At 39.4% G+C, this 16,534-nt stretch carries 14 protein-coding genes and 3 pseudogenes; all 17 read right to left on the minus strand.

Annotation, left to right across the window (positions count from 1 at the left end; all coding sequences use genetic code 11):
• Positions 1-12: 12 nt before the first annotated feature.
• The 17 genes and pseudogenes from ACORHT_RS06380 to ACORHT_RS06460 all read right to left on the minus strand — a co-directional run bounded on the left by ACORHT_RS06380 (position 13) and on the right by ACORHT_RS06460 (position 16,431).
• The gene (locus tag ACORHT_RS06380; protein ID WP_075229097.1) at positions 13-243 is read right to left on the minus strand and encodes a DUF2969 domain-containing protein; all 231 of its coding nucleotides are present in this window, start codon (positions 241-243) and stop codon (positions 13-15) included.
• Between the two features lie 134 nt (positions 244-377).
• On the minus strand, positions 378-1,022 hold the full coding sequence (gene pcp, locus ACORHT_RS06385; protein WP_414320876.1) for a pyroglutamyl-peptidase I: 645 nt from the start codon (positions 1,020-1,022) through the stop codon (positions 378-380).
• A 13-nt stretch (positions 1,023-1,035) separates the two neighbouring features.
• Positions 1,036-1,959 (minus strand): DUF979 domain-containing protein, encoded by a 924-nt coding sequence (locus ACORHT_RS06390; protein ID WP_434349772.1) that lies wholly within the window; start codon positions 1,957-1,959, stop codon positions 1,036-1,038.
• Positions 1,956-2,645, minus strand: a complete 690-nt coding sequence (locus ACORHT_RS06395; RefSeq protein ID WP_434349773.1) for a DUF969 domain-containing protein — start codon at positions 2,643-2,645, stop codon at positions 1,956-1,958. The genes ACORHT_RS06390 and ACORHT_RS06395 overlap by 4 nt, the downstream gene beginning before the upstream one ends.
• A gap of 35 nt (positions 2,646-2,680) precedes the next feature.
• A complete protein-coding gene (locus tag ACORHT_RS06400; RefSeq protein ID WP_434349774.1) occupies positions 2,681-4,648 on the minus strand; it encodes a peptide ABC transporter substrate-binding protein in 1,968 nt (655 codons plus the stop codon).
• A 21-nt stretch (positions 4,649-4,669) separates the two neighbouring features.
• On the minus strand, positions 4,670-5,692 hold the full coding sequence (locus tag ACORHT_RS06405) for a branched-chain amino acid aminotransferase (RefSeq protein ID WP_434349775.1): 1,023 nt from the start codon (positions 5,690-5,692) through the stop codon (positions 4,670-4,672).
• Between the two features lie 133 nt (positions 5,693-5,825).
• Positions 5,826-8,303 (minus strand): DNA topoisomerase IV subunit A, encoded by a 2,478-nt coding sequence (parC, locus tag ACORHT_RS06410; RefSeq protein ID WP_434349776.1) that lies wholly within the window; start codon positions 8,301-8,303, stop codon positions 5,826-5,828.
• Positions 8,304-8,497: 194 nt separating this feature from the next.
• Entirely contained in the window at positions 8,498-9,340 is an 843-nt protein-coding gene (locus tag ACORHT_RS06415; RefSeq protein ID WP_434350827.1) for an aminoglycoside 6-adenylyltransferase, read from the minus strand.
• Positions 9,341-9,356: 16 nt separating this feature from the next.
• Positions 9,357-9,575 (minus strand): annotated as a pseudogene (locus ACORHT_RS06420) (GNAT family N-acetyltransferase); the annotation flags it as partial.
• Positions 9,576-9,641: 66 nt separating this feature from the next.
• Positions 9,642-10,016: a GNAT family N-acetyltransferase gene (locus ACORHT_RS06425; RefSeq protein WP_434349777.1), complete on the minus strand. Its 375-nt coding sequence runs from the start codon at positions 10,014-10,016 to the stop codon at positions 9,642-9,644.
• 63 nt (positions 10,017-10,079) lie between these two features.
• Positions 10,080-10,307, minus strand: a pseudogene (locus ACORHT_RS06430) (hypothetical protein); the annotation flags it as partial.
• Positions 10,300-10,806 (minus strand): annotated as a pseudogene (locus tag ACORHT_RS06435) (aminoglycoside 6-adenylyltransferase); the annotation flags it as partial. The pseudogenes ACORHT_RS06430 and ACORHT_RS06435, both read right to left, overlap by 8 nt.
• A gap of 178 nt (positions 10,807-10,984) precedes the next feature.
• Positions 10,985-12,202: an AbiH family protein gene (locus ACORHT_RS06440; protein WP_434349778.1), complete on the minus strand. Its 1,218-nt coding sequence runs from the start codon at positions 12,200-12,202 to the stop codon at positions 10,985-10,987.
• Between the two features lie 18 nt (positions 12,203-12,220).
• Positions 12,221-14,170, minus strand: a complete 1,950-nt coding sequence (gene parE, locus ACORHT_RS06445) for a DNA topoisomerase IV subunit B (protein WP_322741469.1) — start codon at positions 14,168-14,170, stop codon at positions 12,221-12,223.
• 127 nt (positions 14,171-14,297) lie between these two features.
• Positions 14,298-15,140, minus strand: a complete 843-nt coding sequence (locus tag ACORHT_RS06450; protein ID WP_434349779.1) for an amino acid ABC transporter substrate-binding protein — start codon at positions 15,138-15,140, stop codon at positions 14,298-14,300.
• A gap of 9 nt (positions 15,141-15,149) precedes the next feature.
• Positions 15,150-15,779: an amino acid ABC transporter ATP-binding protein gene (locus ACORHT_RS06455; RefSeq protein ID WP_434349780.1), complete on the minus strand. Its 630-nt coding sequence runs from the start codon at positions 15,777-15,779 to the stop codon at positions 15,150-15,152.
• Between the two features lie 10 nt (positions 15,780-15,789).
• Complete coding sequence (locus ACORHT_RS06460) at positions 15,790-16,431, minus strand: amino acid ABC transporter permease (protein ID WP_434349781.1); 642 nt, start codon at positions 16,429-16,431, stop codon at positions 15,790-15,792.
• Positions 16,432-16,534: the final 103 nt, after the last annotated feature.

The following is a 16,534-nucleotide window of genomic DNA, read 5'->3' on the forward strand; positions in this document are numbered from 1 at the left end:
AAAAAACAAGCATTATTTTGCTAAATTATAGTTTTCAATCAAAATTTCCACAGCTTTTTCAAGTTTTTTATAAAAACTATCGACATTTCCATTCTTTATGATCGCAAATTGATTGTCTAATTCGGCAATTTCACCAATGATCTTTTTACCAATGGTTAAAGTGTAACCGTCATACTTTTCTTTCCCAACTAAAACAGTTGCATCCGTTAATTGAATTTCAATTTTTTTATCTTTTTTACTCATACTCTACCTCTTTTCACTCTTCCTATTGTACAAGAAATTTAGAAAACTGGCAAGAAAAAACTCTATACCAAGCCAAGCTTGATACAGAGTTTTTGTAAAAAATATAGAATTTTTTATCTAGAGATGACTCATTATTAATGGGTTGTTCCACCTACTAACTTCAAGTCCTTATCTTTATAGTCTACGATAGCTCTAATTGCTGCCTCAATACCTCTGACAATATCTGTTAAGCACATGGATGCCGTATTAGGCTTGTTCAACACTTGTTCTGTCATATAGGGAATATGCATAAAACCTGCTCTCATATGGGGAAATTTCTTATCCGCTAAATAGAGAGCCTGATACATCAAATGGTTGCAAACAAAAGTTCCTGCTGTATTTGAAACTGTAGCTGGTAGCCCTTCTTCTTTTATGGCTTGTACCATCGCTTTAATAGGGAGTGTGCTAAAATAGGCAACTTCTCCATCAAGGCGAATTGGAGTGTCAATCGGTTGATTCCCTTGGTTATCAGGAATTCTAGCATCATCTTGATTGATAGCGACTCTCTCAGGAGTTAAACTCGCTCTTCCTCCTGCTTGGCCGATGCAAAGCACAACATCTGGTTGATATCGAACTATTTCTGCTTCTAAAACCTCTGCTGATTGATAAAAGACCGTTGGGATTTCTGCCCAATAAACCTCAGCCCCATGGATTTCTTTCGGTAATAATTTAACAGCCTCCAAGGCTGGATTGACCTTTTCACCACCGAAAGGATCAAAACCTGTAACTAATATTTTCATTTTATTTCCTTTACTAAAATGCCAAAAAGTACATCAGAAATACATGTATGATAATCATGACAATAGCTACTCCTACTTGCGCTTTGATAACACCATTTGGATCTTTCATATCCAAAAGTGCTACAGGTAAGGTATTGAAATTGGCAGCCATTGGGCTTAATAAAGTTCCACAACAACCTGCTGTCATAGCAAGAGCACCTGCCACGATTGGATCGGCTCCCAAGGAAAATACAAAGGGAACACCAATTCCAGCAGTTATGACAGTAAAGGCCGCAAAGGCATTTCCCATAATCATTGAAAAGAGAACCATCCCAAGGACATAAGCCACTACACCCATAAAACGACTACCCGAAGGAACTAGACCGCTAATTAAATGCGAAATCAAGTCTCCAACACCTGCAACGATAAAAATCGCCCCCAAAGCCCCTAGGAGTTGAGGAACAATGCCACTTGTTGAAACTTGTTGAACCATGCGATTGTTTTCTGCTAACAAGCTTTTAGGAGAACTCTTAGTAATCAATAAGAGAGAAATGGTTGCTAAAAATGCTGCAAGGCTGATAGCAATCTTACTAAACTCAGGGATCATTTTTGCTAATACTAAAGCAATCAAAGCCATCAACATGACCGGAATAAAAATTTTATTCTTCAATCGTTTAGCTTCAATATTTGCCTTGACTTCATCCAGAGACGGTAAGGTTCCGATACGAACCTGTTTAAAGAGTGTTAGTAGGGCTAAGAGCACTACGATAATTCCAATACAGATAGAAGGTAGATAGGAACCACCAATAAAACTGATTCCCAATAAAGCCCAAAAACCAGCTGTTCCATATCGAACTGGGTTTGTTTTGTCTTTATAGCTACAATAGGCCGTGTGAAGAAATTGACAACCAATCACAATATAGGTTAACTCTAATAACTGTCTTGCTAGATTGGTCATTCTTCTTTTCCTTTACTGAGCTTATTCACTAGCAGTTTTCTATCAAATAAGTAATTGTAAATCCCTACCACAAGTAGGGCAACTCCTGCAACAATAAGAGAAGCCCAAGCAATCCCTGCATAATTACTTTCGTAACCTAATTGGTCCAGAGTGCCCCCTATCAAGAGGACACCACCTGCACCAACAAAAGTGTTCTGAGCAAAAAAATTTGCGAAATTATCATTTGCTGCTGCACGCGCTTTTAGCGCTTCGCTCTCCTGCTCCGTTAATTTTCTACCTAATTGTGACTCTGCCGCTGCTTGTCCCATGGGTTGAACCAGAGGCCTTACAAACTGCGGCTGTCCTCCTAGACGAATGGCAAAGAATCCATCGAGTTCCCGAAAAAAGAAATAAATTGTATAAAAACTTCCTACGGTCAGTCCTTTAATCTTTTGAATCAAGTCAACCGAACGTTGCTTGAGTCCAAAAGTTTCAGATAAACCAACCAAGGGCAAGGTTACCATAAAAATCGTAAGAACTCGTTGATTGCTAAATTCTCTTCCTAAAATTTCCAAGAACTCAACAAGAGAAACTCCGGAAACTAGAGCTGTAACTAAACTAGCTAAGACTACCGTTGCGATGGTATCTAATTTATAGAAAAAACCAACCACAATGATAACTATCCCTATTAGTTTAATCCATTCCATTTAATCTTCCTTTATTCCAAAAACACTAGTCTGTTCTATTTGACATGATTTTCTAGTTCTTTTTGGTATTTACTGTTTGATTCTAATTTTTCTTTTTGCCATTTTTCAAGAGCAGCTTCATATTCTTTAGTAGTCACAATCTCTTTTTGCAATCTCATGCCTTTAAAGATATATGGATCGCCTTTGATACCAACTTGTGAGTATGGTTTTGAGAAAGGAACGACGTTGCTAACAACTGGTGAACCACCTGATGAAGCCGTTGGCATCAAGAGAGAACTATCTGTAAGCCATGCTTGAGCTTTGGCATATTTTTCATATCTCTTGTCCAAGTCATTTGTCTCAGAAGCTGCATCATCCAAGAGTTTCTTATACTGATCCAAACCAAGTTGAGCTACGACTTCCTTGTCTTTTCCTTTAGTAATACCAAGGTGTTTCATAGCAGAACCAGTTTTTGGATCCATGATATTCAAATAAGATGCTGGGTCCTGATAACTTGGAGACCATCCAGTGCTGTTCAAGTCGTAGTCTTTTTGAGCGGGAACACGTGCTTGAGATGTAATGCTTTCTTTTTCGTTATCTGTCATCTGAAGGACATCAATGACAACATTTTCAGCACCAAGTGTTGATTCGATTGATTGCTTGAAGGAATTGCTTTGTTGAACAGCAATTGTATCTGTTTGTTCAACTGGGACATCTAAGTGAATTGGGAAGGTTACACCTTTTGATTCCAACTCTTTCTTAGCTTTTTCGAATGATGCTTTGGCTTTGTCAGGATTGTAGATTGTATCTTTTCCATCAACAAGTTCAACACCTTTCCATTGGTCTCCATAGTTAATCAATTCTGCTTGAGCAATATCACCAAAGTTTTTGCCGCCAGATTGTACAAAATTGTCTGGCACTAGGCTGTTACGAATAATCTTATCAGCACCTTCTTCACCATTTAGTTGTGCAGCATAAGAATGACGGTTGAAGGCAAAGTTGATAGCCTGACGGAAATCCTTGTTCAACATGGCTTCTTTCGTAGAAGACTTCTGCTCATCACTTGTTTTAGCAGTTTTATTGTAAGACTGACGATTTACGTTGAAGGTAAAGTAGTAACTATTTGAATCTTGTGGACTGTAGGTGATTTTATCCCCGTATTGTTCTAAAGTTGAAGCAAAGTTTGAACTACTTGGGAAAAGTCGAGCAGTTGTGTAGGCACCTGACGAGAAACTACGAATCAAGGATTCTTGGTCTGAACCATCATAGTAGGTCAGTTTAACCTTCTCGATTTTCACCTTTTCTTTATCCCAATAATTTGGATTCTTTTCATATTCGATTAAGGATTTAGAAGTTAAAGTCTTCAAGATATAAGGACCGTTATAAAGGATACCAGATGGGCTAACTGCTCCGTAATTCTTACCAGAAGCTTTGAGGAACTCTTCATTTACAGGCAACATGGTTGCTGTGGTTACTTTTGAATTCCAGAAACTTTCTGGTGCATTCAATGTATATTCGACTGTATAATCGTCCAAGGCCTTAACACCGACTGTAGAGAAATCATTAGTCTCACCAGTCATATAGGCATCCAAACCTTTGATTGAGTTTTGAATGAGGGTCACACCATCTGACTTGCCATCTGCTACGTGTTTCAATCCAGTAACAAAGTCATGCGCAGTTACTTCAGCGTATTCTTCACCCTCTGAGGTATACCATTTAACTCCTTTACGAAGTTTATAAGTATAAGTCAATCCATCTTTTGAGACAGTCCAATCCTCAGCTAAGGAAGGAATTACATTACCGTATTCATCATTTTCCATCAATCCATCAACAACGTTCCCGACGATATCAGTAGTTGATGTACGAGTGGCAATACTGTAGTCTAAGGATGATGGATCCACTCCATAGACATAAGAGAAGGTTGTAGGTGCGTCCGCTTCTTTGTCTGCTTTTCCACAAGCTACAAGAAGAACTGTTGTACTCAGGACAAGTCCTGCTGTCAACATCCATTTTTTCGTTTTCATAAAGATCTCCTTTAAAATTTTTTAATCTACTTTTACAATCCATCCTTCTGGTGCTTCAACGTCACCAAATTGGATACCTGTCAATTCATCGTATAATCTACGAGTTACTGGTCCGACTTCTGTCTCACTGTAAAAGACATGAAGTTTATCTCCGTACTGAATTCCTCCAATGGGTGAAATAACAGCTGCAGTTCCACAGGCACCTGCTTCTACAAATCGATCAAGGCTGTCAATTGGCACATCTCCCTCAACAGGCGTCATGCCCAAACGATGCTCTGCCAAGTAAAGCAATGAGTACTTGGTAATAGATGGCAAGATCGATGGACTCAATGGCGTTACAAACTCATTATCAGCTGTAATCCCAAAGAAATTTGCTGACCCGACCTCTTCTATCTTGGTGTGTGTAGCTGGGTCAAGATAAATAACATCCGAGAAATGACGGGACTTAGCCATTTTTCCTGGTAGGAGGCTGGCTGCATAGTTTCCACCAACCTTAGCTGCACCTGTACCATTTGGAGCAGCACGGTCATATTCATCTTGTATCAAGAAATTTGTTGGCACTAAGCCACCTTTAAAGTAATTTCCAACTGGCATGGCAAAGATGGTAAAGATATACTCTTCTGCTGGTTTTACCCCAATGATATCTCCCACACCAATCAAAAGCGGACGAAGATAAAGGGTTCCACCAGTTCCATAAGGTGGTACGTATTCTTCATTAGCTCGAACTACTGACTTACAAGCCTCTACAAACATTTCTGTTGAAACTTGGGGCATCAAGAGACGATCACAAGTACGTTGGAGTCGTTTAGCATTTTCATCTGGGCGAAAGAGTTGAATACTTCCATCCTTGGTACGATAGGCTTTCAAGCCTTCAAAGGCTTGTTGTCCATAGTGAAGACTTGGTGAGGACTCAGAAATATGGAGTGTTGAATCCTTAGTCAATTCTCCTTGGTTCCATTGACCATTTGAGTAATGAGCAATATAACGATAAGGTAATTTCATATAGGCAAAACCAAGGTTTTCCCAATCAATAGCAACTGGCATATTCTTCTCCTCTTATTCTAATCAAAGCTATGTGTTCTATTCTACACTATTCTCTAAAAAATTCAAGTATTTTTTGTAATTTTCTGAAAATTTTACTAAAAAAAGAAACCAGTCACTGGGACTGGTCCTTTTCTTAGTTTTCCTTATCATCTTTAAAAACGTCTTTGAGGTAGGCATCAAAAACTTCTTCGTCAGAAATAGTATCTGAAATAAAGCTACCGTTGCTAGTTCGTTCTGATAAATTCAAATCTTGTAAGATTGATTCGTAAATGGTTCCCTTATTTGACTGAACAACTAGGGTTTGTTCCCCAGCTTCCACTTCTGTACTAAAGAGATCTCCAACAAATCCTTGTTCAGCCACCGCTCCAGCCGAAAAGACGCGATGTGGTTTACTCTTTAATTCTCTAAGGACCTGAAGACCACGATTAGCACGACTGGTTGCTGGAATTTCCTCGATCGAAACGCGCTTAAGACTTCCACGATGCGTCAAAAGATAGAAAGATGAAGTGTTGCAGATAAAGGCTGCTTGTATCACATCATCTGCTTTTAGATTCATGGCTTTCACCCCTGCAGCTTTGGCACCGATAACTGGCACTTCTTCGATGTTAAAGCGGAGGGCATAACCGTTTCGACTAATCAAGAGAACATCATCCAGTTTAATCGGAGCTACTGCTACAATCTGGTCAGTATCATCTTTCAACTTAGCATATTTGACAGATTTAGAACGGTAGGTTCTCCATGGAGAGAATTCTTTTCGTTCGACACGTTTGATTTGTCCAAGGCGAGTTGCTGCAAAGTAGGTTGTCGCATCATCAAACTGATCCACAACTTCTACATAGAGCACTTCTTCATTGGTTTCAAAGTTTGTAATAGACTGGCTTAGATGTTCTCCGATATCCTTCCAACGAATATCTGCCAACTCATGGACTGGTCTATAGATGACATTTCCAAGTGTTGTAAAGATTAAGAGATGCTGGGTAGTTTTGACAGATTGAACAAAGAGCAATCGATCGTCATCCCGTTTACCAATTTCCTCTAACGTTGAAGCTGAGAAAGAACGAGGGCTAGTACGCTTGATATAGCCAGCCTTAGTCACACTGACGTATGTATCTTCTTCAGCAATCAAACTAGCAGTATCAATCTCAATCACTTTAGCAGTATCCTCTAAAGAACTCAAACGTGGAGTCGCAAATTTTTTCTTAACTTCACGGAGTTCTTTTTTCATGAGATTGTACATAGTCCGTTCGTCACCAATGATAGCCGCCAGCATAGCAATCTTTTCACGAAGTTCTGCTTCTTCTTCCTGCAAGACAACTACGTCTGTATTGGTCAAACGGTATAGTTGCAAGGTAACAATAGCTTCAGCCTGCTCTTCAGTAAAATCATAGCTGACCTTGAGGTTTTCCTTTGCATCAGCCTTATTTTCAGAAGCACGGATAAGAGCAATGACTTCATCTAAAATAGAGATGACACGAATCAAACCTTCCACGATATGGAGACGTTTTTCAGCCTTTTCCTTGTCAAAGCGAGAACGTGCCAAGATGACTTCACGACGGTGGGCAATATAGCTAGACAAGATAGGCACAATTCCAACCTGACGAGGGGTGAAATTGTCAATCGCAACCATGTTGAAGTTGTAGTTGATTTGCAAGTCAGTATACTTGAAAAGATAGTTGAGAACAAGCTCGGTATTCGCATCTTTCTTTAGCTCGATAGCAATACGAAGACCATCACGGTCAGACTCGTCACGAACCTCAGCAATGCCTGCCACCTTGTTATTGACACGAACTTCATCGATTTTCTTGACCAAGTTAGCCTTATTAATCTCATAGGGAATCTCAGTGATAACGATTTGCTCCTTACCACCTTTCAGTTTCTCGATTTCAGTCTTGGAACGAACGACCACGCGCCCTTTACCAGTTTCATAGGCCTTTTTAATCTCGTCTCGGCCTTGGATGATAGCTCCTGTAGGGAAATCTGGTCCAGGCAAGAATTCCATCAACTTCTCGACCTTGGCAGTTGGGTGATCAATCATGTAGACTGTAGCATCGATAACTTCAGCCAAATTATGGGGTGGAATATCTGTGGCGTATCCAGCCGAGATACCAGTCGAACCATTGACTAAGAGGTTTGGAAAGGCCGCTGGCAAGACAGTTGGCTCTTTCTCGGTATCGTCAAAGTTCCAAGCAAAGGGAACTGTCTTTTTCTCGATATCCTGAAGGAGATAGCCTGCAATCTCTGACAAACGTGCTTCAGTATAACGCATAGCCGCAGGCGGATCTCCGTCCATTGAACCGTTGTTTCCGTGCATTTCAACTAGAATCTCACGGTTTTTCCAGTCCTGAGACATACGAACCATGGCATCATAGATAGAAGAATCCCCGTGTGGGTGGAAATTCCCCATAATGTTACCGACAGACTTGGCCGACTTACGGTAGCTCTTATCAAAAGTATTGCCATCCTTATTCATCGAATAAAGGATACGGCGTTGAACCGGCTTCAATCCATCCCGAATGTCTGGCAAAGCCCGGTCTTGAATGATATATTTGGAGTAGCGACCAAAGCGCTCTCCCATGATGTCCTCCAGGGACATATTTTGGATATTACTCATATAGGATACAAAGCCCGTAAAATGCAAAGTGAAAATAGGAAATTCTTACAGTGAGCGATGCTCACAAGAGAATTTATCTTTTTCACACAGCATTTAGGGCGTGTTCAACTCCTTTCAAAAAATGTTGAGTAGTTTTTATGGAAAAGTTGTTCAGTCACTATAAATAACCAAACGACCCTTTCTATGATTTAAAATTATAATTTGTGTTCTTTATTTTCTATGTGATTTGGAAGTTTTTCTTTAGCATACTGAATCATCTTCTCAGCTACTTCCCTATCATAGTCAAAGCCCATCTTTTGGGCAAGGCTTTGAGCTTCTCTGTGGAAAAGTTGTATGGTTGCTAATAAAGACTGAGTAATTTTGTCTAAACTTGAGAAATCAAGAAGAGCAGAGAATTCCTTCTCTTTCTCAGCAGGTAAATAGTTAAAGAGATATTTATAGTTCTTTCCAATATCAACTCTTCCTCTATCACTGGATACCTGCCAAGCCAAGAGCTTCAAGAGTTCTTGCTGACAAATACCGTAGAGATGCTCAGTCGAATAGATGACTTGCTTACGACAAATTCCTTTGAGCACGTAGGCTGACACCCACCAAAATTCATTACAAGATTTTTCAAAATCCGTCTCACTAGCTGGATGTATCCAAAAACGCTCTGGACTTGGAGAATATGACTCAAACAAGTTCTTCTCGTCTACTAAAACTATATAACTAGCTTCGCTTTCTACCCATTCTTGGATATGGTCTTTTGGGCAAAGGGTTAGATCAATCCTATTGCCATCTTCAAATAGCATGAGATAGAGACGACGGTTGCCTAGGATATTATGTTGCTCAATGATACGTGTGCCAAACTGGTCCAGCCAAGAAAGGTCAGCTATCAGACCATCCAAATCCTCCACGATATAGACTACATCATAGTCTTGAAATTCATCTTTTGGAGCATGATCATTTGTTCTAGAACCCGATAAAGCAACAGCATCAACTTTTAAACTTTCAGCTATTTGTAAAATCAGATTCATCATTTCTGTTTCAGTTCTCATGGGAATACCTGCCTTTTTAGTGGAAACTCTTGATTCTGTAGAGGGCATGTCTATAAAGCGGACTGTCTGCTGGAACTTTTTCATTATCAAATTCTCTGACAAATTCCATACTCAGTTTTTGCATGACTTTTTGCGAAAGTTGATTGAGTAAGGATGTAAAAGAGTAAACTTCTGACAAGCTAGCTTGCTGAGAAACAAAGTCTAGACAGGCTTGGGCAACCTCCGTCGCATAACCATCTTGGCAAGTTCAAGCGAATCTGTCAGACCCAGTTTGTTGTCAAGCGTCATTGGCTGTCTCCTTTCATTCAGATTTTCTAAGCCCTGTTCCCACAGGTTTAAAACCTACTGTCTGATAAAATCCATCCGCTTCTGATATTAATTCAATGCGAGTCAAAGGATGTTTTTGATGAATTTCAGCGATCAATCGCCGTCCCAATCCTTTTCCGCGATAGGCTTTATCAATGATAATCTCAGCTAAAAAGGTCGTCATGACTTCATCTGTCAAGTAGCGGGCAAAACCAAGGATTTTCTGGTTCTCTTCAACTACCAAGTAATGGGACAGATTTGTTGAAAATAATGATGTCACTTTTCCCTCTGTAAAAGAAATCCATTTTTCATTTTGATAAAGGGCATAAATAGCTTGACAATCTTTTGTGCTTGCAGGTCTGATTATCATTCTCTACTCCTTTCAAATCCGATGCGACCACTAACAATTTTTCAACTCAAATTTAGTTATATTCTAGTTGCTCTCCGTCGCTTCTTCCCTCGCCTTCTTAGGTGGCTTGCGTTTTTTATAGCGGCTGCGGATGGTGTTGAGGTGGTCGCGAAGATTGACCATGTGAGTTCTTTCGGGATAAGCATAAGCACCGATGGCAGTATAGTCCACAAGGAAATCATAGATTTCCTGCAGCTTGAGGCGGACGGTCTTATTCTGGCTGGGAGCCTTGCCCTTGAGCTCAGTCGGTCGAATAAATGACTTGCTTACGACAAATTCCTTTGACCTCGTAGGTTGACACCCACCAAAATTCATTGCAAGTTTTTTCAAAATCCGAATTACTAGCTGGATGTATCCAAAAACGCTCTGGACTTGGAGAATAAGACTCAAACAAACCCTTCTCATCTACTAAAACTGTGAATCCTGCCTCACTATCCACCCATTCGTTGATGTGATCTTTAGGACAGAGGGTTAGATCAATGCGATTCCCATCTTCGAAAAGCATGAGGTAGAGACGACGGTTGCCTAGGATATTATGTTGCTCAATGATACGTGTGCCAAACTGGTCCAACCAAGAAAGGTCGGCTATCAGACCATCCAAATCCTCCACGATATAGACTACATCATAGTCTTGGAACTCGTCCTTGGGAGCCTTTGGGTTTGTCCGCGAGCCGGACATGGCGACTGCATCGACCTGTAGTACTTTTGCGGTTTGAAAAATTAAATCAAGCATTTCGGGTTCAGTTCTCATGTCAATACCTTATTAGTTATTAATTTTTTGAGTGTTATAAAGAACATGTTTATAAAGCGAGTTATCTACTGGTATTTTTTCATTATCACATTCTTTAACAAATTCCATACTCAATTGTTAACTTCCATATAAGAAATTTTTTATGTGAAATATTTTGTTTTAGTAGAAGGAGAAAAATTCAATTAAAATAATCTAATTTGAATGCATGGAGTTTTGATGTGGAGTCATACTGAACTACTGCAATCTTTTTATGAAGTTTTTCTATATCCTCAGCAGTGAGTTGTTCTTTTTTTGCAACATCAATAAATCGATTAATTGTGTCACTATCAGATTCATTATTGCTATTGTAATTATAAATAATCAATTCAGAATCTGTCTCCAAAAGTGAGTTAAGAATATTATTCCACCACCAAAAGTCACTATCACCGAGTGATAAACCGTATAGTATAAACAAATCAGTATTATTGAAATATGATTTATATTTTTTATCATTCTGAGCCCAATAGGGCTTTAAAAAATTTTTTGCTAAAGGTCTTTTATTTTCATTTGTTATTTGTTCCTTATTGTCAAATCCAAATAACATTGATTTTGGAACATTCTGATAACCATGAGGATGGGTGATATTGATCATTAAATAACTGGAGTATTTAGTATCTTTATTTAGATGTGGATTAGCAACATAACCTTCTATCAATTCTCCATTTTTACAATCAATAAACTCTTCTAACTTATTTTCTCTATCTTCAGGATTCGGATAAAAATAGATTTGTCTATCTGCAACCATATACGGATGGGGATCAAATTGTTGTTTATCTAGCAATAATATATTATCCAACATCGAAGTATAGTTGAAATTTAAAATTTCCCAGTTAAATAAAGAATAAAGTTTGGTTTTACGAGGAAAAGACAATTTATTGAAATTTTTCCAATCTAAATCACCTAAAAAACGGGTAAAAGAATTGAGAGCAATTCCTTTTTCTGTGCCATCATTTCCTAACCTAGCAAGCATATCAGGAGTAATTATTTCATTTAAAAAATTTGAGAACTCGATTTGAAATTGAGTGAAATCTTTAGTCAATTTCTCTGTTTCCAGCCAGCCAGGTTGATTAAAAATCTCAATTAAACTATTCTCAAAGTCACTCCAGTTTTTCTTAATATTAGAATCTTTTTCATTATCTTTCTTATCCTCAGTCATTTTTTGAAAGATCATATTATCTTTATCAAAATTCTTATAGCAAAGATAATTATAGAAATTTTGATAAGAAGTCCGATATGGAGATTTAAGATATTCCATTAACTGAATATCTACACCATTTCCAAAGAGAGCCATGATATTAATTTGTCCATCATTAGCCAGTTCTTTAAATTCTTGATTTGTATAAATATTATAGCCCATATTTTCTTTATCATCCTTTCAAAACACCATCTCTCCACTCTCTTCCAGCGTAAACTTGACATTGTCTTCAATCCACTTACGTCGTGGTTCGACCTTATCCCCCATAAGGACATTGACGCGACGTTCGGCGCGAGCCAGGTCTTCAATGGTGACACGGATAAGAGTACGCGTTTCTGGGTTCATAGTTGTCTCCCAAAGTTGATCGGCATTCATCTCTCCAAGACCTTTATAGCGTTGAAGTGTAGCACCTTTACCAAACTGCTTACGGAGTTCTTCCAATTCACCGTCTGTCCATGCATAAGCCACTTCTTCTTTCTTGCCCTTACCTTTGGACATCTTATAAAGAGGCGGAAGGGCGATATAGACATGTCCTGCCTCGACTAGTGGACGCATGTAGCGATAAAAGAAGGTTAAGAGAAGGGTTTGAATGTGGGCACCATCAGTGTCCGCATCAGTCATGATAATGATCTTATCATAGTTGGCATCTTCAAGGGAGAAGTCTGCTCCGACACCCGCACCGATGGTATAAATCATGGTATTGATTTCTTCATTTTTGAGGATATCTGCCATCTTGGCCTTGGCTGTATTGATAACCTTACCTCGAAGAGGCAAGATAGCTTGGAACTTGCGGTCACGACCTTGCTTAGCAGAACCACCGGCAGAGTCTCCCTCGACTAGGTAGAGTTCGTTCTTAGCTGGATTTTTAGACTGGGCTGGGGTTAATTTCCCAGAAAGCAAGCCCTTGTCTTTCTTATTCTTCTTGCCATTACGACTCTCGTCACGCGCCTTACGTGCTGCTTCACGAGCATCACGAGCCTTGATAGCTTTACGAATCAGATTTGAAGCTAACTCACCATTTTCCATAAGGAAGAAAGTTAATTTATCAGCTACAATCCCATCCACAACTGGACGAGCAAGTGGACTTCCTAGTTTATCCTTAGTCTGTCCTTCAAACTGCAAATGTTCTTCAGGAACAAGGATGGAAAGAACTGCCGCCAACCCTTCACGGTAATCTGAACCTTCTAGGTTTTTATCTTTTTCTTTGAGAAGGCCAGTTTTTCGCGCATAGTCGTTCATAACTTTGGTAATGGCAGACTTGAGTCCTGTCTCATGCGTTCCACCGTCCTTAGTGCGAACATTATTGACAAAGGACAGGATGTTATCTGAAAATCCATCGTTATACTGAAGGGCTACTTCCACTTGGAAACCATTATCTTCCCCTTCAAAGTAAAGAACTGGTGTCAAGGTTTCCTTGTCTTCGTTGAGGTAGGAAACAAAGTCTTGTACCCCGTTCTCATAATGGAACTCGATTGCTTCATCTGTTCTCTTGTCCGTTAATGACAAGGTTACATTCTTCAAGAGAAATGCTGACTCATTGAGACGCTCTGAAATGGTATTGTACTTGAAGTCAGTTGTAGAAAAGATACTAGCATCCGGCATGAAGGTAACTTTAGTACCTGTCTTAGACTTAGGTGCAGTCCCAACCTTTTCTAGAGTGGTAACTGGTTTCCCACCATTTTCAAAGCGTTGTTTGTAAACAGCCCCATCACGTGTAATTTCTACTTCGAGCCAACTAGAGAGGGCATTGACGACAGAAGATCCAACCCCGTGGAGACCTCCTGATGTCTTATAACCACCCTGACCGAATTTCCCTCCGGCGTGAAGGATGGTAAAGATAACCTCAACCGTTGGAATTCCCATAGCGTGCATCCCAGTCGGCATTCCACGTCCATGGTCTTGAACCGTTAAACTTCCGTCTTTATTAATGGTCACATCAATACGATCGCCAAACCCAGACAGGGCTTCATCGACCGCATTATCGACGATTTCCCAGACTAGGTGGTGGAGACCAGCACCATCGGTCGAACCGATATACATCCCTGGACGTTTTCGGACCGCATCCAACCCTTCTAGCACCTGAATGGCGTCATCATTATAATTGTTAATATTGATTTCCTTTTTTGACACAAGGAACCTCCTATTCGTTCATCTTTACTATTTTACAGGTTTTCTAGGGATTTTGCAAAATTTTTCTAATTGAGCAGGTTTGAACTCAATTGTTTATTCTTCAAAAAAAGAAACCAAGACGAGAGTCTCAGTTTTCTTTTCCTTTAACTTGACTTGTTGCAATATCTTCACCAAACCATTTTTGGCTAATTTCTTGGAATTTTCCATCTTGATACAATTCCACAAAAGCTTGATTCAAATTCGCTAACAAGGTCCTATCAGCTGGTCTCACTCCAACTGCAAAAGACTCGCTCTCAAAACCAGCTGGAAAAATCTCATACTGGTCTAAAATTCCTTCAGTTTCAAGATAATAATTGGCGTAAACACGGTCTATTAAGAGGGCATCAATCCGATCATTTTGCAGGTCAATCAAGGCTTCTGTAAAACTTTGATATTGGTTTGCCTTCTTATCTTTTACAATATTTTTTAAGAGTTCCGGTTGGGCTTCGAAATCTATATAACCAGAGGAACCTGCTTGGGCTCCCAAAATCTTATCTTTCATATCCGAAACCGACTGGATATTTTGCGATTTTTTAGAGACTAGAACTTGTTGATTTTCCATGTAGGGAATGGTAAAAGCAACCTTTTCACGGCGTTCATCAGTCGCTGAATATCCATTCCAGATAGCATCAATAGTGCCGTTTTGAAGTTCTGTTTCCTTCATATCCCAATCAATGGGTTGAAACTGTACCTTGAACCCCAGTTTCTCAGAAACAGCCTGGGCTAAGTCAATATCAAATCCGACATATTGGCCATTCTTTTCTTCAAAGCCCATAGGAACAAAGGTATTGTCAAATCCAATAGTAATGCTTCCTTGTTGTTGGTATTTTTCCCAATTATCGACTTTTGGATTACTAGCTTTTTGTGTGCATCCTACCAGGAAAAAAGCCATAAAGAATACAAAAACAAGTGTGATTTTCTTTCGATTCATAGATACCTCCTACTTAGGCTCTACTTTGAGAATCTGGTCAGCAATATTCTCTGCAAACTGGAGATCGTGAGTCACGACAATCTGAGTCATGCCTAATTCTCGATTTTGTAGAATCAGTTTTTCAACCTCAAGACGCAACTCTGGGTCAAGGGCTGAAGTTGGTTCGTCATACCCAATCACTTCAGGATCTATCATCATAGCGCGTGCTAAGGCAACCCGTTGCTTTTGACCACCAGATAATGAGTATGGATAAGCATCTGCGTGAGCTTCGAGCCCCAGACGAGCGAGTAAGTCGGTTGCCTTCTTCTTGGCATCTGCTTCAGACAGCCCCATAGTTTTGATGGGTGACAAAATCAAGTTCTCCATAACGGATAAGTGAGGAAAAAGCTGAAAATCTTGAAAAACAAAACCTAATAAGTGACGCTTTTCAAGTTCATCCAAAGGTAGGGATTCTCCATTATAAAAAATCTCACCTGAATCAATGGTTTCAAGTCCAGCTAACATTCTAAGCAAGGTTGTCTTCCCACCACCAGAAGGTCCAACGATGGCCAAAATCTGCTTTTCAGGAATTGTTAAATTGAAATTGGATAAAATTTCTTTTTTTCCAAATTTTTTGCTGATATTTTTTAACTCTAACATGGATAACCTCCTATCTATAGTAGCTAAACTTTTTCTCAAGTTTCTTAGCTATAATCGTAACAATACCAATCATAAGCAGATAAATAGCTCCTGCTAGAAACATTGGAATCAAGCTCGCATCACGATTGGCTGCAGTACGACTAGCTAGGATTAAATCTGAAATACCGAGTGCATAGACCAGAGAAGTATCCTTAACCAAACTCATAACCTCGTTAAATACACTTGGTAAGACAATCTTGGTCACCTGTGGCAAGATGATATAGCGAACGGTATCGATAGGATTGAATTTTAAAACTTTCGCTGCCTCATATTGCCCCTGAGGAATAGTTGCGATTCCTCCACGGAATATTTCTGCAAAGTAGGCTGCATAATTAAGCGTAAAAGCAATAATAGCTGCTGGCACCCGATCTAATCGAATCCCGATACTTGGGAGAACATAGTAGATAAAAATTAACTGTAGGAGCAAAGGTGTCCCACGCATTATCCAGATGTAAATATCAATTATATAATGGAGGGTTTTCCAATGAACCTGTAAACAAAAGGCAATGACGATACCTAGAGGGATTGAAAAAAGCAAGACCAGTGCAAAGACCTCTAAAGTCATTGTCGCACCGCTCAATAAACTTGGTAATATCTCGAATAAATAAGACATAGGCCACCTCTAAAAATAATTGTTCTTATTATAGCATAAATAAACATAAACACAAAATATTTCTGAAATTTTCATGAATTTCCAATCTTTCATAGTCAGATTC

This window comes from Streptococcus sp. KHUD_014 (assembly GCF_051106275.1).
Lineage (GTDB): Bacteria > Bacillota > Bacilli > Lactobacillales > Streptococcaceae > Streptococcus.